The organism is Actinomadura sp. SCN-SB (assembly GCF_043906805.1).
Taxonomy (GTDB): Bacteria; Actinomycetota; Actinomycetes; order Streptosporangiales; family Streptosporangiaceae; genus Spirillospora.
The window spans coordinates 33,897-51,023 of sequence record NZ_JBIMPP010000014.1; the positions used below are offsets into that span (position 1 = coordinate 33,897).

Here is a 17,127-nt window from a genome sequence, read left to right on the forward strand (position 1 = left end):
ACGTTCGCCGCGCCTGATCCCTAGTCAAACGGTCGGATTTGTCCTATATGCTGCTGCCGATCTCTGTTCGGCAAGGAGCGTGAACATGCGTCGAATCACGGCCGTACTGGCCGGTCTCTTGCTGGTGCTCGGCTGCGGCGGGCTCGCCGCGTGCGGGGGTGGCGAAGAGGCCGGGTCGTCCGGTGGGACGCTGCGCGTCGGCTACCAGAGGTTCGGCGGGCTGAGCCTGGTCAAGGCGCGGTCCGCCGCGTCCGGGACGACCTGGTCGCTGTTCGAGAGCGGCCCCGCGCTGACCGAGGCGCTGAAGGCGGGCTCCATCGACATCGGGCAGACCGGTGAGGCCCCGCCGATCTTCGCCGCCGCTGGCCGGATCGACTTCGCGATCGTCGGGACCTCGGCGCCGGTGCCCAAGGGCGAGGCGGTCCTGGTCAAGGAGAGCAAGGGCTTCCGGTCGTTCCAGGACCTGCGCGGCCGGACCATCGGGCTCAACAAGGGCTCCAACGTGCACTGGCTGCTGGTCAGGCTGCTGGAGGCCAACGGCATGACGATGAACGACGTGAAGGTCAGGTACCTCAAGCCCGCCGAGGGGCGGCCCGCCTTCGACAACGACCAGATCGACGCGTGGATCATCTGGGACCCCTACTTCGCGCTGGCCGAGCGGCCCGGGGTGACGATCCTCGCGGACGCGAGCGGGCTGGCCAACAACCGCGAGTACATCCTGGTCTCGCCCAAGGCGCTGAAGGAGAAGCCGCAGCGGATCGAGGCGTTCCTGAAGACCTACCGGCAGGTCACCGACTGGGGGATCGCCAACCCGGCCGAGCGCACCCGCATCCTGGCCCCGGAGCTGAAGATCCCCGCCGACGTCGCGGACCGGGCGCTGGCCCGCAGCGCGCAGCCGCCGGCCCCGGTCGACGCCTCGATCGGCGCCGAGCTGCAGAAGATCGCGGACGGGTTCACCGCGCTGGACCTCATCCCCGGCAAGGTGGACATCGCCGGACGGGTGGACGACCGGTACTCGGCGGTCTTCGAGTGAGCGCCCGGCTGCGCCGCCTGACCACGCCGGTCGTGCTGCTGGTGCTCTGGGAGGGCGCGGCCCGCGCGGGCGTCCTGCCGCCGGACAAGCTGTCCCCGCCGAGCACGGTGCTGGAGGCGGCCTGGCGGCTCTCCGCGGACGGCACGCTCGGCGGCTCCCTGCTCGACTCGCTGCGGCGCGCCGTGCTGGGGCTCGTGATCGGCGGCACGCTGGCACTGGTGCTGGGCGCGGTGGCGGGCCTGCTGCGCCTCGGCGACGACCTGGTCGACCCGCCCGTGCAGATGGCCAGGATGCTGCCGCATCTCGGGCTGGTGCCGCTGCTGATCATCTGGCTGGGCATCGGGGAGTCGCTGAAGGTCACGCTGGTGGCGCTCGGCGCCTTCTTCCCGATCTACCTCAACACCTACGCCGGGATCCGCGGCATCGACGAGCGGCTGGTGGAGGCCGCCCGCACCTGCGGCCTGACCTGGCTGGAACGGGTCCGGCACGTGGTGCTGCCCGGCGCGCTGCCGTCCCTGTTCCTCGGGGTGCGGCTGGCGTTCGCGGCCGGCTGGCTCAGCCTGGTGGTCGGCGAGCAGGTGAATGGGGAGGGCGGTATCGGCTTCCTGATGATGGAGGCCCGCGAGTTCTCCCAGACGGAGGTCGTGGTGCTCGGCCTGCTGGTGTACGCGGTGCTCGGGCTGCTGTCGGACCTGGCCCTGCGCATGGGGGAGAGGAGGCTGCTGTCATGGCGGCGCGGTCTTCAGGCCTCGTAGTGGAGGCGGCGGGCGTCCGCCGGTCGTTCGGCGACACCGTCGTGCTGGACGGCGTCGACCTGACCATCGGCCACGGCGAGGTGGTGGCCCTCCTCGGCGCCAGCGGCTCGGGCAAGAGCACGCTCCTGCGCATCCTGGCCGGGCTGGACGACGAGGCGACGGGCACGGTGAAGGTGCCCGAGTCCCGCGCCGTGGTGTTCCAGGAGCACCGCCTGCTGCCCTGGAAGCGCGTGGCCGACAACGTGGCCCTGGGCGTCCGCAGCAAGGACGCCGCGTCCCGTACCGCCTCGGCGCTCGCCGAGGTCGGCCTGGCCGACCGGGGCCGGGCGTGGCCCGCGGAGCTGTCGGGCGGCCAGTCGCAGCGGGTGGCGATCGCCCGCGCCCTCATCCGCGAGCCCGAACTGCTCCTCATGGACGAGCCGTTCGGCGCTCTGGACGCCCTCAACCGCCTGAAGATGCAGGCCCTGTTCGGGCGGCTGCGCGCCCTGCACGGCTTCGCGGCCCTCCTGGTGACCCATGACGTGGACGAGGCGATCCTGCTGGCCGACCGGCTCATGGTCCTGGACGGCGGGCACATCATCGAGTCCATCGAGGTCGACCTGGGCCGGTCGCGGGCGGTGGACACGCCGGGGTTCGCGACCCTGCGCCGCAAGCTGCTGACCCTGCTCCGCGTCCCCGCGGAGGGCGTGGCGTGGGACGCGGAGGAGTTGCGGGGCGCGCCGCGCTAGCGGCGTGGCGAGGGCGCGTCCACCAGGCGGGCCAGCAGGTCGCGGAGGGCCTTCCGGTCGGCCTCAGGCAGGTCGAAGACCTTGGCCGCGACCCTGTCCACGCGCGCGTTCAGGGTGTCGCGCATCCGCTCGCCCTCGGGGGTGAGGACGAGCTGCTTGACGCGCCGGTCGCGCGGGTCGGGGCGGCGCTCGACCAGACCACGCCTTTCCAGGCCGTCCACGATGCCGGTCACGTTGGACGCGTCGCATGCCAGCCTGTTGGCCAGTTCCCGCATGGGGACGGGTTCGCCAAGGGTGGACAGCGCCTGCGCCTGGACGGGCGGCAGGCCGAGGTCGGCGTGCGCTTCCTGGAGGCCGTCCCGGACGCGGGTGGCGATGCCGAACACCAGGTCCATCAGCTCCCGGCTCGTCGTGCCGGCTGCGGGAACGGCGCTCATCCTTCGATCATAGGCAGCGCTGGTGCGCCCTGAATGTTGAGGTCCTCAAGAATAACCCCTAGAGTGACTCAATAGTTGAGGTCATCAATAATGTTCACTATGAAGGATGTGGAGGACGCGATGGTGTCGAGATCGCAGGACGTCCGCGAGGGCGCGGCCGGCGCCCGCCGCCTCGGCAGGGCGCTCGCCGTGGCCGCGGCGGTGCTCGCGGCGGTGGTGGTGTGGCTGGTCGCCCGCACGGTGTTCGACCAGGACCTGGCCGTGCGGCAGCCGGGACGGGGGGCGACGGAGGTCGACATCGTGCCGGTGCTGGTCTTCGCGATCGTGCCCTCGCTGGCGGGCTGGGCCCTCCTCGCCGCGCTGGAGCGGTTCGCCGCCGCCCGCGCCCGTACCGTCTGGACGGTGGTCGCCGTGGCCGTCCTGCTGCTGTCGTTCACGCCGATCCTCCAAGTGCAGGCGACGGGGGCGACGAAGGCCGTGCTGGCGCTCATGCACGTGGTGGTGGGGGCCGCTCTGATCCTCGGCTTCTGGCGGACGGCACGCGGCCCCCGGTGACACCTCAGAAGAGCGGTCCCACGAGGTTCAGCCCCGGGTGGGGGTCCATGGCGTAGACCGCGAACAGGGCCAGGGCCGCTCCCGCGAGGGAGAGGTCCTTGGTGAACTGGATCTGCTCCATCTGCTTGGCCTGCTCGTCCCGCAGCGTCCAGAAGTCGTGCATGAGGAACGCCGTGGCCAGCAGGAACACGACCAGCATCAGCGCGGCGAGATCGGGCCACACGCCCAGGACGAGCAGGACGGAGGCCAGCAGGATCCAGACGCCGGACACCTGCACCGCCGGCGTGGGCCGCGGGATCTTCTTGCTCGCGGCGAACCCGCTCATCGCCTGCGTGGCGGTCAGGTGTCCGAGCCCGCCCATCAGGAAGGCGGTGGTGAAGAGGATGCGCCCGATCAGAACGACGACGTCCATGACCACCTCCGGGGGGATCGAGTGTCAAGGCGCCTTCAGGCGATCGTTTCCTACCCCTCCCAGAGATCATTGAACATTGAATGATCGGCCATCAGGACTACCAAGCGGTCGCTTGGTTGACTATGCTGGCGGGACAGGGTGCGTGATCGTGGCATTCGTCACATGCGGCGGGGAATGCACGGCATGGCACACTGGTTGGCAGCAGTGAACGCGTGCTCCGGGGTCGGTGAAACTCCGAACCGGCGGTGACAGTCCGCGACCCGGCCGACGCCATCGGCCGGTTGACCCGGTGGAACTCCGGGACCGACGGTGAAAGTCCGGATGGGAGGCAGCGCGCCGTACGCCCCTGCTCGGGGCGCCGCTCGACCGTGACATCCCCGGAGCCCTCGCATCGGACATTGGAGGCCCGGGATGTTCACCGGCATCGTCGAAGAGCTCGGCGAGATCGTGGCGATCGAATCCGCCGGCGATTCGGCGCGGCTCACCGTCCGTGGGCCGTTGGTGACCCAGGACGCCGTCCACGGCGCGTCCATCGCCGTCAACGGCGTCTGCCTCACCGTGGTCGAGGTGAAGGACGGCGCCTTCACCGCCGACGTCATCAAGGAGACCCTCGCCAAGTCCAGCCTCGGCGCCCTCGAACCCGGGTCGCGGGTCAACCTGGAGCGTCCCGTGCGCCTCCAGGACCGGCTCGGCGGCCATCTCGTCCAGGGCCATGTGGACGGCGTCGGCACGATCCTGTCCCGCGAGCCGGGCGAACGCTGGGACCTGGTCACCATCTCCCTGCCCGCCGAGCTGAGCCGCTACCTGGTCGGCAAGGGCTCCATCACGGTCGACGGGATCAGCCTCACCGTCGTCGAGGCCGGCGCCGACCGCTTCAGCGTCGCGCTCATCCCCACCACGCTCGCCCTCACCACCCTCGGCCACAAGACCAGCGGCGACCCCGTCAACCTCGAAGTGGACGTCGTCGCCAAGTACGTCGAGCGCATGCTGGGCCCCCGCGCCGGGCGGCAGGGTGAGCCCTCATGAGCCTGCTGAACGCGAGCTTCGAGCTCTTCGGCGAGCACATCCTCTGGACCGATCTCATCGGCAACCTGCTCTCCCTGGCCGTGGTCTGGCTGGCCATGCGCAAGACCCTGTGGACCTGGCCCGTGCAGCTCACCGGCGCCCTCCTCCTGCTGGCCGCCTCGCTGCACGCCGACGCGCCCGGCAACGCGCTCAAGCAGGTGCTGTTCATCGGCCTGGCGGTGTTCGGCTGGTGGAGCTGGGCGCGCGGCCGCCGCGGGGAGCACGGGCGCCTGGCGGTCCGTCCCGCGACCGCCCGCGAGCGCGTGGTGCTGCTGGCCGCGCTGGTGCTGGGCACCGCGCTGGTCGCGCAGCTGTTCCTCCACCTCGACTGGCTGCGGATCGCCTGGTCGCCGTGGGCGAACGCCTACATCTTCGTCGGCAGCGCGGTGGCGACCTTCGCGCAGAGCCGCGCGCTGACCGACTTCTGGCTCATCTGGGTGCTGGTCGATCTGGTCGGCGTCCCGCTGGCACTGAAGTCGGGACTGTACGTCTCGGCCGCGGTGTACGGCGTCTTCTTCGTCATGGTGATGATCGGGTTCCGCGACTGGCACCGGGAGTCCCGGGCACGGATCGAGCGGAGCCCCCGGCGTGAGGCGGTGCGCGCATGAGCGGTACGGACGAGCAGATCGGGACCGGGATCTTCGACCCGGTCGAGGAGGCGGTGGCCGACATCGCGGCCGGTCGCCCGGTCGTGGTGGTGGACGACGAGGACCGCGAGAACGAGGGCGACATCATCTTCGCCGCGGCGAAGGCGACGCCCGAGCTGCTGACCTTCACTATCCGCTACACCAGCGGCGTGATCTGCGTCCCCATGCTGGGCGAGGACCTGGACCGCCTGCAGATCCCGCTGATGACCGCGCAGAACACCGAGCGGATGCGCACCGCCTACACGGTGAGCGTGGACGCCCGCGACGGCGTCAGCACGGGCATCTCGGCGGCCGACCGGGCCAGGACGATCCGGACGCTGTGCGACTCGGCGACCGAGCCGTACGAGCTGGTCCGTCCCGGGCACGTCTTCCCGCTGCGCTACCACGAGGGCGGCGTGCTGCGCCGCCGCGGCCACACCGAGGCGGCGGTCGACCTGGCGCGGCTCGCCGGGCTCGCGCCCGCCGGGGTGCTGGCCGAGGTGGTCAACGACGACGGCACCATGGCCAGGCTGCCCGAGCTGCAGATCTTCGCCAAGGAGCACCGCCTCAAGCTGATCTCGATCGAGCAGCTCGTGGAGTACCGCAAGCGGACCGAGTCGCTGGTGGAGCGGGTCGTGGAGACCCGCCTGCCGAACCGGTACGGGACGTGGCGCGCGGTCGGGTTCTCCAGCGCCATCGACGGCGGCGAGCATCTCGCGCTGGTGCTGGGCGACCTGGGCGACGGCACGGACGTCCTGGTCAGGGCGCACTCCGAGTGCCTCACCGGCGACGTGCTGCACTCCGAGCGCTGCGACTGCGGCGCCCAGCTGGACGCCGCCATGGAGCGGATCGCGGCCGAGGGGCGCGGCGTCGTCCTGTACCTGCGGGGCCACGAGGGCCGCGGCATCGGCCTGCTGGCCAAGCTGCGGGCCTACGCCTTGCAGGACAACGGGTCCGACACCGTGGACGCCAACCTGGAGCTGGGCCTGCCCGCCGACGCCCGCGAGTACTCCAACGCCGCGCACATGCTCGCCGGACTGGGCGTCCGGTCGGTGCGGGTGCTGACCAACAACCCGGCCAAGCTGAAGGGGCTGGACGGCTTCGGCGTCGAGGTGCTGGGCCGGGAGCCCATGCCCGCCGCCGTCACCCCGCACAACCGGCGCTACCTGACGGTCAAGCGCGACCGTCTCGGACACCAGATCGAGGGGCTGTCATGAGCGGTACGGGACGTCCCGAGGACACCGTCGTGCGGGCGGAGGGGCTCACCCTCGGCATCGTCTGCACCCGGTGGCACCGGCACATCACCGACCAACTGCTCAAGCGGGCGGTCGAGGCGGCCGAGGCGTGCGGCGTCCGGGAGCCGGTGGTCGCGCGGGTCGCGGGCGCGCTGGAGCTGCCGGTCGTCGCGCAGGAGCTGGCCCGGCGGCTGGACGCGGTCGTCTGCCTGGGCGCGGTGATCCGCGGCGAGACCGCGCACTTCGACCACGTCTGCGACTCGGTCACCGCCGGGGTGACGCGGGTCGCCCTGGACGCGTCCACCCCGGTCGGCAACGGCGTCCTCACCTGCGACGACCAGGAGCAGGCCATCGCGCGCTCCGGGTTCCCCGACAGCAAGGAGGACAAGGGCTGGGAGTCGGTCGTGGCCGCCCTGGACACCGCGCTGACCCTGCGCCGGCTCAGGTCGTCCACCGGCTCGCCGGGCGGCTCGTCCGGCGGGCGCGGCTGACGCGGGCGGGACGGCGCGGCGCGCCGGGGAGGGGCGGGCGGGCGAAGCGTGACCGGGACCGCGTAGGATCGGTGACCGGACGACGCCGGCCCGGCGAGGCGGCCGGCGAGGGACGTACCACGGGATGGGAGGCGATGGTGGCCGCACACGAGCTCGGGCGCGCGATGGCACTGACCCTGCGAGGCCCGCGGCATCACGGCCACGCCGGGCACGGCGGGGAGCATCTGGGCTCCTGAGAACGCCCCCGGAATCCGCACGCATCCCACACCCACGAAAGGTTCTCTCGTGCTGTCTCTCGTCCTGCCCAAGGGGTCCCTGGAGAAGGCGACCATGCAGCTGTTCGACGCCGCCGACCTCACCGTGCGGCGCGCGTCCGACCGCGACTACCGCGCCCAGATCGACGACCCGCGGATCGACCGGGTCCGGGTGCTGCGCCCCCAGGAGATCCCCACCTACCTCGAACAGGGACTGTTCGACCTGGGCATCACCGGCCGCGACTGGATCACCGAGACCGAGGCCGACGTGGTGAGCCTCGGCGAGCTGGAGTACTCCAAGGCCACCAGCAACCCCGTCCGCGTGATCATGGCGGTGCCCGACGACGCGCCCTGGCGGACGGTGTCCGACCTGCCGGAGGGCGTCCGGATCTCCACCGAGTTCCCCGCCATGACCCGGCGGTACCTGGACCGGCACGGCGTCAAGGCCACGGTCGTCCCGTCCTACGGCGCGACCGAGGCGAAGGTCCCCGACATCGTGGACGCCATCGTCGACCTGACCGAGACCGGCTCCTCGCTGCGCAAGAACGGGCTGCGGATCCTCGACACCCTGCTGACCAGCTACACCGAGCTGGTCGCCAACCGCGAGTCCTACGAGGACGCCGGGAAGCGCGCCGCGATGGAGGACATCGCGCTGCTGCTGCAGGGCGCGATCCGGGCCCGCGGCAACGTCCTGCTGAAGCTGAACGTCGACGCCGCCGACCTGAAGGCCGTCCTGGACATCATGCCGGCCATGTCGTCCCCGACCGTCACCTCGCTGGCGGGCGGCGAGCAGCACGCGGTGGAGAGCGTGGTCGCCAAGCGCGGGGTCAACACGCTCATCCCGGCGTTGAAGGCGGCGGGCGCGCGGGACATCCTGGAGATCCCCATCTCCAAGATCGTTGATTGAGGTCTCCCGGACCCTTGACCGAACTCCCCGCGCTGCCGGTGGTCTGGCGCCCCCGCACCACCCGCGTCGTCGCGTACACGACGGCGGGCGTGATCGTGCTCGGCATGATCCTGCTCGCCGTCGTGGTGCCCCCCCGGTTCACCGTGGTCGACCGCGTCCTGATGGTCGTGTTCGGCCTGGCGCTGGCCTGGATCCTGCACATGCTCGCGCGCTGCCGCGTGGTCGCCGACTGCGGCGGGGTCACCGTGGTCAACGCCTTCCGCAGCCGCCGCCTGGCATGGGCCGAGATCGTCGACGTCACCATGACGACCGGTGAGCCCTGGCCCACCCTGGACCTGTCGGACGGCACGTCCATCGGCGCCATGGGCATCAACGGCGCCGAACGCGCCCACGCCGCCCGGCAGCTGGACGAGCTCCAGTCGCTCGTCCACCGGCACGGGGAGGCCCCGGACCCGTCCTAGGTCCAGCGGGGCCCGTCCGATCCCCAGATCGGCGCCGGACGCTTCCACGTGCGCGGCCCGCCCTCCAGCCGTACCGCGGGCAGGGCGTAGCGGACGCCGGCGACCTCGTCCAGGTACGGGCCGGGGTCGAAGTCCGTGGCGGTCCCGTCCCCCGAGTGGGCGAGCAGCCAGGCGGCCGTCCGCGCCAGGGACAGCTCGATCCGGCACCCGCCTCCCTCGGCGAGGGCCCGCATCACCGCCGCCGCCAGGAGATAGCCGGTCCCGTGGTCGAGCGCCTGGACGGGCAGCGTCCCCGGCCGCCCTTCGACGAAGGAGATCCCCGAGGCCGCCTGCACCAGGCTGTCGAACCCTCTCCGCCGCGCCCATGGCCCTTCCCTGCCCCAGGCCGACAGGGAGGCGACGACGAGACCGGGATACTCGTCGACCAGCTCCTCGGGTGCCAGCCCGTACCGGTCCAGCGCGCCGGGCCGGTAGCCGAGGACGACCACGTCCGCGTCCCGCAGCAGCTCCCGCAGCCGCGAGTTGTCGACGGGGTCGCTGAAATCCAGGAACGTGGACCGCTTCCCGGGCCCGGTCACCACGTGGTAAACGGGGAACTCGGCGTGCGCGGGCGAGTCGATCCTGAGCACCTTCGCGCCGAAGTACGCGAGCGAGCGGGTCCCCACGGGGCCCGCGATGACCCGGGTCAGGTCGAGCACGCGCACACCGTCCATGGGGGACGCCGGGGGCGCCGCCCCGCGCCGCCGCCCGCCCTTGCCCGTCGGGATCGACGTCACCAAGGGCTGGCCGGCCACGGCCGCCCCTTGGGGGTGCGCGTCCCACTGCTCGGCCGTCCGGGCCGCGACGGCGAGGCCGCCCGCCTCGGAGACGGTCTCCTCGATCTCCTCCGCGCGGGCGTCACGGATGATGAACTCCAGGGCGGGGACCGGGTCGTTCACCGATTCGACGCCGAGCGACTTGAAGAGCCGCCTGCGATGGTGCCGGTAGTTGCCGTGCGTCCGCACCCATCCGTCTGCGGCCTTCCAGAACCGCGACAACGGACCGGACGAGTTCTGGGGCATCCCGTCGATTCTCAGGTGCTGTTCCTCCGCGAACGCCACCGCCACCGCCCGGCTGTCCAGCAGCACCCGCGGCAACGCGCTCCCACGCGCCCGCTCCAGTTCCGCGGCGGCGACCCCCGCCGCCCCGGCACAGGCCATCGGCATCCCGGTCACGTCCAGCCGGGCCGGCAGCGTCGCCGCGGGTCCGCTCCGCTCGATCGTCCCGAGCAGGCCGGGCTCACCCCCGAGCGCCTTCCACGCCGCGTCCAGCAAGATCATCACCCCCCGGGGATTGATACCCGCGCGGGGGCGGGTTCACCGCCGCGGACGGTGACCGGGCTCCGGCCCGCGGCGGCGACCGGCGTCACCTGTACGGACGGGCTAGGACGTGGCGGTGAAGAGCGTGACGGCGCCGGCGGTGATCAGAGCGGCGGCCCAGACGCGGTCCAGGTTGAACCAGGCCCGCCGCAGCACGGTCAGCCCGACGACCTCGTAGACCAGGACCGCGATCGTGCCCGCCGCGACGAACATGGCCAGGGTGTGGACGCCGGTGACGAAGACGCCCGCGGACAGGTCGCTCCCGGCGGAGGCGGCGAAGCGGTGGCCGTCGTGGTGGGCCCCGCCGGCGCCGGACGAGGTCAGGACGGGCAGCAGCATCAGCCCGGCGCCGTGGACGGACGACATCAGGAACGACCAGCCCGCCAACTGCCACAGGGAGACGCGCATGCCCACCCAGCGGAAGTGGCGCTGGGACAGCAGCCGGTAGAGGCCGAACCCGACGAGGACGACGCCGCCCGCGATCGCCACGACCTGCGTGGCGACCACGGAACGGGTCAGGGCGACCAGCACGGCCACGAGCCCGACCGAGACCGCGTGGCCCGCGGCGATGGCGGGGAGGGACTGCAGGAGCAGCGCGCGGCTGCGTTCCTGCAATCCTCTCGCGACGGCGAACAGCCACCCCATGGCGGGGTTGAGGCCGTGGAAGGCCCCGAGAGCGACGAGCGCGGCGAGCGAGCCGTTGCTCACGGGTAGCAGTACGAGTCGGACGAGGCGTCCCCGCCCTGCAAACGGGTCTGGTGGGGGCGCAGCCCGCGGAACGCGGCCCCGTGCGGGAAGAACCGTTCGTCGAAGCCGAAGCCGTCGGCGCTGGAGTCGAGCTTGGCCATCCAGGCGCCGACGCCGTCGGGGTAGAACTGGTCGTCCCACGCCCCGTACAGGGAGTTGGTGACGTAGACGCGGCGGCCGTCGCGGCTCACCTCGACCATCTGCGGGCCGCCCGCCAGGGGCAGGTCGGGCGCGGCCGGGTGGGGGGTGCGGCCGACGATGCCGCCGATGCGGACCGAGCCCGCCTCCACGGGCTTGAACGGGTCGCTCACGTCGTAGCGCTTGAGCTCGCCGGTGCCCCAGCACGACACGTACAGCCACGTGTCGTCGACGGACAGGTCGATGTCGGTGACCAGCGGTGGCACCGCCCCGAACGGCTGGAGGACGGGCGGCAGCGCGGCGGCGTCGGCGGGCTCGGCGGGAATGGTGATGACCTTCGTGGCGGCCCACGCGCCGCCGTCGCGATGCCAGAGCCAGACGGACGCCGACAGGTCCTCGACGCTGACCACCACGCCCGCGAAGCCGTACTGCCTGGTCGGGTCGTGCGCGGGACGCAGCTCCAGCACCATCTGGTGCTCGTCGCCCAGATCGACCTCCTGGACGTGGCGGCGCTTGCGCAGATCCCAGAAGTGCAGCTTGTGGCCGTACTTGCGGCCCAGGAGCAGCTCGCCCACGACGCCGTTCTCGACCATGGACGGCGTCCCCCACTCGGAGGTGACCAGGACGTCGTGCGCGATGTGCCACCAGGCGTCATAGGCCAGGTGCTGCGGGCCCCGGTCCACCTCCCAGCGGCCCAGCACCTCGAAGGAGGTGTGGTCGAGCATCGCGATGCCGCCCGGGCCGTCGTGTCCCGCCTCGTCGTCCGGCCCCGGCGCGCCGCCGTGCCCGTTCGCGCCGCCCAGGGCCGTCACGTAGAGCCCCTCGGGCCCGCAGTGGACGGTGTGGGGACGCGAGTACCCGGCGCGCTCGGCCAGTTCCTCCGGCTCGATCACCTTGATGATCTCCGGCGCGGTGGGCTTGTCCTTGGTGTCGATGACGTAGATCCGGGACGAGCGCAGCCCGGGGACGATGAGGTACCGGCGTTCGACGTGCGGGTGCGGCGCGTACGGGCACAGCGCGCTGGAGCAGGCGTTCCAGCCGAAGTGGTGGAGTTCGTCCCCGGTGTGGGGGAGTTCGGTCCAGCCGACCACGTCGCCGTAGGCGGCCGACTGCGGATCCACGTCGAGGACGGCGATGGCGTCGGGTTTCTCGGCCGCCCTGTCGAAGGCGGCGACATAGGCGAGCTTTTCCGGTGGTGCTCCCACGGCGTCGCGGGGGGAGGCGTAGAAGGTCGGGTCGGGCTTCCACAGGGCCATGGCTCCTCCTGCTGTCATTGGGCATCGTCACGCCGCGCCCCGGGACGCGGCAAGTGATGGGATGGGCACGCCCCCCGAATCGCGCCGCGAGTGAGGCCGGAGGTGGTCAGGAGATCGTCACGGGGTGACGGACGACGGCGCCGAACAGGTAGCCGAGGGTGTTGTGCGGGACGGTGGCGGGCTGGGTGGCGCCCGTCTCGTCCGTGGCCCGCGCCATCAGGACATGGCTTCCAGGGGCGCTGGGAGTGCGCCAGGGGTACTGCCAGCGCACCCACGCCCGGGCGTGGCCGGGGCCGTGCAGCTTGGCCCTGTGCCAGGTGGCGCCGCCGTCCGTGCTGACGGACACCTGACGGATGCGGCCGTTGCCTGACCAGGAGCGGCCATGCAGCACATGCACGCGCCCACCTGGGAAGGTGGCATCCCAGGGCAATTCAAAGGCGCTTTTGACGTTCATGCGCGTGAGCGGGGCGCTTCCCTCGGGTGGGTAGGCGTCCCCGAACAAGCGGTAGTAGCGCGTGTTCCACGGGGAGAAGAGCGGTTGGTCCGACACCTGGATGTCGCCCAGCCACTTGATGGACGCGATGCCCACCCAGGAGGGCACGACCAGGCGGACGGGGTGCCCGTGGTCCGGCGGCAGGGGAGCGCCGTTCATCTCGTACGCGAGCAGGACGTCCTTGAGGGCCTTGGCCACCGGCAGGGGCCGCCGTACGCGCCCCATGTTCACGCCTCCGTCGACGTACTCGGCGTCAAGGCCGCGTGGCAGCACGTCCACGGCGTGGCGGGTGAGCCCGGCGCGTTCGAGGACCGACGCCAGCCGCACACCGCGCCAGCGGGCCACCCCGATGGCGCCCAGCTTCCACGGCGTGCCGGATACCTGCTGCCCTTGCTGGGAGGTGAAGAAGCCACGCCCGTTGCCGGTGCACTCGATGAACGCGGTGATGGTCTCGGCGCGCATGCCCAGCAGGTCCTCATAGGTGAACTCGACCGGGCGCTCCTCGGTGGGGGAGCCGTGCAGGCCCGTCCCCCACAGCCGGAGCCGCCAGGTGCGCGCGTCGATGAGGGGCGTCGCGATGTGGTTGCGGACGAAGAACCGGTCCGCCGGGGTGAGGTAGCCCTGGTCGCGCATCGCCTCCCACCGTGTCTCGGCGTTGGTGCCGTGGGCGACGAACAGCTCCGGAGGCAGCGGCTTGACGATCGGCCCGGCCGCGTCCGCGGGACGGGCCAGGCCCCCGGCCGCGCCCAGGCCCGCGCCCGCGGCGCCCGCCGCGGAGAGGCGGAACAGGGTCCGGCGGGACACCGGACCTCGGAGCCGCTCGCGCCACTGGCGGGCGCGTGCGCTCTCGTAGGCGGCCTCGGCGGTGAGATCGTCCTCGCTCATGGGCCCGATGGTCACTCGCCGTCCCGGATTAGTCAACTTTCCCTACCGGATTAACCTGTATAAATCTCAACGAAAAAGGGCGCCCCGTCCGTATTGGTGCCGTCCCCGGATGAGTAGCCTGTGGGAGTGGGTGAGATCGCGTCACCGCCCGGTCCGGTACACCCGGCCCTCCCCGCGGACCCGGCGGAACTGGCCGTGCTGCTCGACCGGCACGCGTACCTGTGCGACGACGGGCTGGCCACCGCCGCCTTCCTGGCGCTGCGGATGGGACGCCCGCTCTTCCTCGAAGGGGAGGCGGGCGTCGGCAAGACCGAGCTGGCCAAGACCATGGCGGCGGTGCTCGGCGCCCCGCTGATCAGGCTCCAGTGCTACGAGGGCCTGGACGCCTCCCAGGCGCTCTACGACTGGGACTTCCCGCGCCAGCTCCTGCACCTGCGCGCGGCCGAGGCCGCCGGCGTCACCGACGTGGCGCGGCTGGAGGGCGAGCTGTACGACCGGCGCTTCCTCATGGCCCGCCCGCTGCTGCGCGCCCTGGAGACCACGCCCAGCGTGCTGCTGGTGGACGAGATCGACCGGGCCGACGACGAGTTCGAGGCGTTCCTGCTGGAGGTGCTGAGCGACTTCACCATCTCGGTGCCGGAGCTCGGAACGATCCGGGCGGAACGTCCCCCGGTGGTGGTGGTCACCTCCAACCGCACGCGCGAGGTGCACGACGCGCTCAAGCGGCGCTGCCTGTACCACTGGCTGGAGCACCCGTCCTTCGACCGCGAGGTCGCGATCATCCGTCGCCGGCTGCCGGACGCGGCCGAGCGCCTGGCCGGTCAGGTCGCCGCGGCGGCGCAACGCCTCCGCGACGCCGACCTGCTCAAACCGCCGGGCGTCGCCGAGAGCCTGGACTGGACCGAGGCGCTGGTGAGCCTGGGCGTCCGCGAGCTCGACCCGGAGGTCGCGGCCGTGACGCTGGGCACCGTCCTGAAGTACCGGGAGGACCAGCAGCGCGTCCTCGCCGACGGCATCGACGGGCTGCTGAACGGGGGCTGACCGCACATGCCGGCCGGGCGTGACGTCACGGAGACGATCGTGGGTTTCGCGCGGACGCTGCGCGCCGCCGGTGGTGACGCCGATCCCGAGCGGGTGCAGGCCATGCTGCGGGCCCTCGACCATCTCGACGTGCTCGACCGGACGGACGTGTACTGGGCGGGGCGGCTCACGCTGTGCGCCGATCCCGACGACCTGCCGCGCTACGACCGCTGTTTCGCCGCGTACTTCTCGGGCCTGACCGTCCGCCCGGGACGCCGTCCGCCGCCCACGGTGATCGTGCGGCACATGCCCGTCGTGTCACCCGGCGACCCGGGCGACGGCGACGACGAGGAGGAGCCGCGTGAGGTCAAGGTGGCGACGGCCAGCGCGGTCGAGGTGCTGCGCAACCGTGACGTGGCCAAGCTGGGACCGGACGAGCGTGCCCAGGTCAACCGGCTCATCGCGGTCATGGACGCGTCCACGGAGACGCGCCGGTCGCGCCGGTTCGCGCCGTCCCCGCGCGGCCGTCTCGACCCGGGCCGGACGGTGCGGGAGACGCTGCGGCGCGGCGGCGAGATCTCGCTGCTGCGGTACCGGTCGCACCGCACCCGCCCGCGCCGCGTGGTGCTGCTGGTGGACGTGAGCGGGTCGATGAGCCCGTACGCGGACACGCTGCTGCGGTTCGCGCACGCGGCGGCGCGGTCCGGCGGGCGCGCCGTCGAGGTGTTCAGCGTGGGCACCCGGCTCACCCGCCTCACCCGCGAGCTGCGGCACCGGGACCCCGACACCGCGATGGCCGGGGCGTCCGCCGCGATCCCGGACTGGAGCGGCGGCACCCGGCTCGGCGAGGAGCTGAAGGAGTTCCTCGACCGGTTCGGGCAGCGCGGCATGGCCCGGGGCGCGATCGTGGTGATCGCGTCCGACGGCTGGGAGCGCGGCGACGCGGGGCTGCTCGGCGAGCAGATGGCCCGGCTGAGCCGGCTGGCGCACCGCGTCGTGTGGGCGAACCCGCACAAGGCGCGTCCCGGGTACGAGCCGCTGACCGCGGGTATGGCGGCGGCGCTGCCGCACATCGACGACTTCACCTCCGGGCACAGCCTCGCCGCCCTGGAGGATCTGGCCCGCCTGATCGGAGATCGCCATGCGTGACGTGCTCGACGACATCGCCGCCTGGTACGCGGCGGGGGAGACCTTCGGCCTGGCCACCGTGGTCAGGACCTTCCGCAGCGCGCCCCGTCCCGCGGGCGCCGCGATGGCCGTGTCGCCGTCGGGGGAGGTGACCGGCAGCGTGTCGGGCGGCTGCGTCGAGGGCGCGGTGTACGAGCTGGCCCAGGAGGTGATGGCCTCGGGCGAGCCGGTCGTCCAGCGGTACGGCGTCAGCGACGACGACGCGTTCGCGGTCGGGCTGACCTGCGGCGGCATCCTGGACGTGCTGGTCGAGCCGGTCGGGCCCGCGACCTTCCCCGAGTTCGCCGAGGTGGCGGCGTCCATCCGGGAGCGCGAGCCGGTCGCGGTCGCGACGGTGGTGGCCGGTCCGGGCGAGATCGGGGCGCGCCGGGTCGTGTGGCCGGAGCGCGCGTCGGGTTCGCTGGCGCCCGGCGCCCCGTACGCCGCGCGGCTGGACGCGGCGGTCGACGACGACGTGCGCGGCATGCTCGCTCAGGGCCTCACCGGCCAGCGCCACTACGGGCCCGAGGGCGAGCGCCGGCTGGACGAGCTGACGGTGTTCGTGCACTCGTTCGCGCCGCCGCCGCGGCTGCTGGTGTTCGGCGCGATCGACTTCGCCGCCGCCGTCGCCAGGATCGGCAAGTTCCTCGGCTACCACGTGACGGTCTGCGACGCCCGCCCGGTGTTCGCCACGCCGAAGCGGTTCCCCGACGCCGACGAGGTCGTGGTGAAGTGGCCGCACAAGTTCCTCGACGGCACGGAGGTGGACGAGCGCACCGCGATCTGCGTCCTCACCCACGACCCCAAGTTCGACGTGCCGCTGCTGGAGGTGGCGCTGCGCACGCCCGCCGGGTACGTCGGCGCGATGGGGTCGCGCCGTACCCATGACGACCGGATGGCGCGGCTGCGCGAGGCGGGGCTGAAGGAGGACGAGCTGGCGCGGCTGCGGTCCCCGATCGGCCTGGACCTGGGCGCCCGCACCCCGGAGGAGACGGCCGTGTCGATCGCGGCCGAGCTGATCCAGCTTCGCTGGGGCGGGTCGGGGCGCCCGCTGACCGCCACCACCGGCCGCATCCACGGCGAGGCCCGCGAGGAGTAGCTACC

At 72.5% G+C, this 17,127-nt stretch carries 20 protein-coding genes and 1 riboswitch; of the genes, 14 read left to right on the forward strand and 6 right to left on the reverse strand.

The genetic code is table 11. From position 1 onward, the window contains the following. The first annotated feature begins 85 nt into the window (after positions 1–85). The 3 genes from ACGWYJ_RS11910 to ACGWYJ_RS11920 are packed head-to-tail and all read left to right on the forward strand — an operon-like array spanning position 86 to position 2,516. Positions 86–1,033: an aliphatic sulfonate ABC transporter substrate-binding protein gene (locus ACGWYJ_RS11910; protein WP_395105956.1), complete on the forward strand. Its 948-nt coding sequence runs from the start codon at positions 86–88 to the stop codon at positions 1,031–1,033. Further along, positions 1,030–1,788, forward strand: coding sequence for an ABC transporter permease (locus tag ACGWYJ_RS11915; RefSeq protein ID WP_395105957.1), 759 nt, complete (start codon positions 1,030–1,032; stop codon positions 1,786–1,788). Before ACGWYJ_RS11910 ends, ACGWYJ_RS11915 begins: the two co-directional genes overlap by 4 nt. Then, entirely contained in the window at positions 1,761–2,516 is a 756-nt protein-coding gene (locus ACGWYJ_RS11920; protein ID WP_395105958.1) for an ABC transporter ATP-binding protein, read from the forward strand. Before ACGWYJ_RS11915 ends, ACGWYJ_RS11920 begins: the two co-directional genes overlap by 28 nt. Here ACGWYJ_RS11920 and ACGWYJ_RS11925 read toward each other — a convergent pair. After that, positions 2,513–2,953 carry a MarR family winged helix-turn-helix transcriptional regulator gene (locus tag ACGWYJ_RS11925; protein WP_395105959.1) on the reverse strand — a complete coding sequence of 147 codons (441 nt, stop codon included), beginning with the start codon at positions 2,951–2,953 and terminating at the stop codon, positions 2,513–2,515. The two genes, ACGWYJ_RS11920 and ACGWYJ_RS11925, sit on opposite strands and share 4 nt — an antisense overlap. Before the next feature lie 99 nt (positions 2,954–3,052). On the opposite strand from ACGWYJ_RS11925, the gene ACGWYJ_RS11930 reads away from it, so the two are divergent. Beyond that, a complete protein-coding gene (locus ACGWYJ_RS11930) occupies positions 3,053–3,508 on the forward strand; it encodes a DUF6069 family protein (RefSeq protein WP_395105960.1) in 456 nt (151 codons plus the stop codon). A gap of 4 nt (positions 3,509–3,512) precedes the next feature. On the opposite strand, the gene ACGWYJ_RS11935 is transcribed toward ACGWYJ_RS11930, so the two are convergent. After that, positions 3,513–3,920 carry a DoxX family protein gene (locus tag ACGWYJ_RS11935; protein ID WP_395105961.1) on the reverse strand — a complete coding sequence of 136 codons (408 nt, stop codon included), beginning with the start codon at positions 3,918–3,920 and terminating at the stop codon, positions 3,513–3,515. A gap of 208 nt (positions 3,921–4,128) precedes the next feature. Then, positions 4,129–4,259: riboswitch (FMN riboswitch) on the forward strand. 72 nt (positions 4,260–4,331) lie between these two features. Here ACGWYJ_RS11935 and ACGWYJ_RS11940 point away from each other — a divergent pair. From ACGWYJ_RS11940 to ACGWYJ_RS11970, 7 genes are all read left to right on the forward strand, one after another. Then, positions 4,332–4,946, forward strand: coding sequence for a riboflavin synthase (locus ACGWYJ_RS11940; RefSeq protein ID WP_395105962.1), 615 nt, complete (start codon positions 4,332–4,334; stop codon positions 4,944–4,946). Further along, a complete protein-coding gene (pnuC, locus tag ACGWYJ_RS11945; protein ID WP_395105963.1) occupies positions 4,943–5,593 on the forward strand; it encodes a nicotinamide riboside transporter PnuC in 651 nt (216 codons plus the stop codon). Before ACGWYJ_RS11940 ends, pnuC begins: the two co-directional genes overlap by 4 nt. Continuing rightward, positions 5,590–6,828, forward strand: coding sequence for a bifunctional 3,4-dihydroxy-2-butanone-4-phosphate synthase/GTP cyclohydrolase II (locus ACGWYJ_RS11950; protein ID WP_395105964.1), 1,239 nt, complete (start codon positions 5,590–5,592; stop codon positions 6,826–6,828). Before pnuC ends, ACGWYJ_RS11950 begins: the two co-directional genes overlap by 4 nt. Beyond that, positions 6,825–7,337: a 6,7-dimethyl-8-ribityllumazine synthase gene (gene ribH / locus ACGWYJ_RS11955; RefSeq protein ID WP_395105965.1), complete on the forward strand. Its 513-nt coding sequence runs from the start codon at positions 6,825–6,827 to the stop codon at positions 7,335–7,337. Before ACGWYJ_RS11950 ends, ribH begins: the two co-directional genes overlap by 4 nt. A 71-nt stretch (positions 7,338–7,408) precedes the next feature. Further along, on the forward strand, positions 7,409–7,573 hold the full coding sequence (locus ACGWYJ_RS11960; RefSeq protein ID WP_395105966.1) for a hypothetical protein: 165 nt from the start codon (positions 7,409–7,411) through the stop codon (positions 7,571–7,573). Between the two features lie 49 nt (positions 7,574–7,622). Then, on the forward strand, positions 7,623–8,498 hold the full coding sequence (gene hisG / locus ACGWYJ_RS11965; RefSeq protein WP_395105967.1) for an ATP phosphoribosyltransferase: 876 nt from the start codon (positions 7,623–7,625) through the stop codon (positions 8,496–8,498). A 14-nt stretch (positions 8,499–8,512) separates the two neighbouring features. After that, positions 8,513–8,959, forward strand: coding sequence for a PH domain-containing protein (locus ACGWYJ_RS11970; RefSeq protein ID WP_395105968.1), 447 nt, complete (start codon positions 8,513–8,515; stop codon positions 8,957–8,959). On the opposite strand, the gene ACGWYJ_RS11975 is transcribed toward ACGWYJ_RS11970, so the two are convergent. The 4 genes from ACGWYJ_RS11975 to ACGWYJ_RS11990 all read right to left on the reverse strand — a co-directional run bounded on the left by ACGWYJ_RS11975 (position 8,956) and on the right by ACGWYJ_RS11990 (position 13,836). Further along, a complete protein-coding gene (locus ACGWYJ_RS11975) occupies positions 8,956–10,278 on the reverse strand; it encodes a CoA transferase (protein ID WP_395105969.1) in 1,323 nt (440 codons plus the stop codon). The two genes, ACGWYJ_RS11970 and ACGWYJ_RS11975, sit on opposite strands and share 4 nt — an antisense overlap. Before the next feature lie 102 nt (positions 10,279–10,380). Then, complete coding sequence (locus ACGWYJ_RS11980) at positions 10,381–11,025, reverse strand: hypothetical protein (RefSeq protein ID WP_395105970.1); 645 nt, start codon at positions 11,023–11,025, stop codon at positions 10,381–10,383. Further along, a complete protein-coding gene (locus ACGWYJ_RS11985; protein WP_395105971.1) occupies positions 11,022–12,458 on the reverse strand; it encodes a selenium-binding protein SBP56-related protein in 1,437 nt (478 codons plus the stop codon). Before ACGWYJ_RS11985 ends, ACGWYJ_RS11980 begins: the two co-directional genes overlap by 4 nt. Positions 12,459–12,564: 106 nt before the next feature. Next, positions 12,565–13,836 carry a sulfite oxidase gene (locus tag ACGWYJ_RS11990; protein WP_395105972.1) on the reverse strand — a complete coding sequence of 424 codons (1,272 nt, stop codon included), beginning with the start codon at positions 13,834–13,836 and terminating at the stop codon, positions 12,565–12,567. A gap of 126 nt (positions 13,837–13,962) precedes the next feature. Between ACGWYJ_RS11990 and ACGWYJ_RS11995 the strand changes: the two genes are divergently transcribed. The 3 genes from ACGWYJ_RS11995 to ACGWYJ_RS12005 are packed head-to-tail and all read left to right on the forward strand — an operon-like array spanning position 13,963 to position 17,122. Further along, positions 13,963–14,877, forward strand: a complete 915-nt coding sequence (locus ACGWYJ_RS11995) for an AAA family ATPase (RefSeq protein ID WP_395105973.1) — start codon at positions 13,963–13,965, stop codon at positions 14,875–14,877. Positions 14,878–14,916: 39 nt separating this feature from the next. Next, positions 14,917–16,005: a VWA domain-containing protein gene (locus tag ACGWYJ_RS12000; protein ID WP_395105974.1), complete on the forward strand. Its 1,089-nt coding sequence runs from the start codon at positions 14,917–14,919 to the stop codon at positions 16,003–16,005. Then, complete coding sequence (locus ACGWYJ_RS12005; RefSeq protein WP_395105975.1) at positions 15,998–17,122, forward strand: XdhC family protein; 1,125 nt, start codon at positions 15,998–16,000, stop codon at positions 17,120–17,122. The genes ACGWYJ_RS12000 and ACGWYJ_RS12005 overlap by 8 nt, the downstream gene beginning before the upstream one ends. Positions 17,123–17,127 lie beyond the last annotated feature (5 nt).

Bases quoted from the DNA above. Each gene is read 5' to 3' on its own strand.
- ACGWYJ_RS11985 (WP_395105971.1), bottom strand. From the start codon at position 12,458: ATGGCCCTGTGGAAGCCCGACCCGACCTTCTACGCCTCCCCCCGCGAC.
- ACGWYJ_RS11990 (WP_395105972.1), bottom strand. From the start codon at position 13,836: ATGAGCGAGGACGATCTCACCGCCGAGGCCGCCTACGAGAGCGCACGC.
- ACGWYJ_RS11920 (WP_395105958.1), top strand. From the start codon at position 1,761: ATGGCGGCGCGGTCTTCAGGCCTCGTAGTGGAGGCGGCGGGCGTCCGC.
- ACGWYJ_RS11950 (WP_395105964.1), top strand. From the start codon at position 5,590: ATGAGCGGTACGGACGAGCAGATCGGGACCGGGATCTTCGACCCGGTC.
- ACGWYJ_RS12005 (WP_395105975.1), top strand. From the start codon at position 15,998: ATGCGTGACGTGCTCGACGACATCGCCGCCTGGTACGCGGCGGGGGAG.
- pnuC (WP_395105963.1), top strand. From the start codon at position 4,943: ATGAGCCTGCTGAACGCGAGCTTCGAGCTCTTCGGCGAGCACATCCTC.
- ACGWYJ_RS11935 (WP_395105961.1), bottom strand. From the start codon at position 3,920: ATGGACGTCGTCGTTCTGATCGGGCGCATCCTCTTCACCACCGCCTTC.
- ACGWYJ_RS11940 (WP_395105962.1), top strand. From the start codon at position 4,332: ATGTTCACCGGCATCGTCGAAGAGCTCGGCGAGATCGTGGCGATCGAA.
- ACGWYJ_RS11925 (WP_395105959.1), bottom strand. From the start codon at position 2,953: ATGAGCGCCGTTCCCGCAGCCGGCACGACGAGCCGGGAGCTGATGGAC.
- ACGWYJ_RS11930 (WP_395105960.1), top strand. From the start codon at position 3,053: ATGAAGGATGTGGAGGACGCGATGGTGTCGAGATCGCAGGACGTCCGC.
- ribH (WP_395105965.1), top strand. From the start codon at position 6,825: ATGAGCGGTACGGGACGTCCCGAGGACACCGTCGTGCGGGCGGAGGGG.
- ACGWYJ_RS11910 (WP_395105956.1), top strand. From the start codon at position 86: ATGCGTCGAATCACGGCCGTACTGGCCGGTCTCTTGCTGGTGCTCGGC.
- ACGWYJ_RS11975 (WP_395105969.1), bottom strand. From the start codon at position 10,278: ATGATCTTGCTGGACGCGGCGTGGAAGGCGCTCGGGGGTGAGCCCGGC.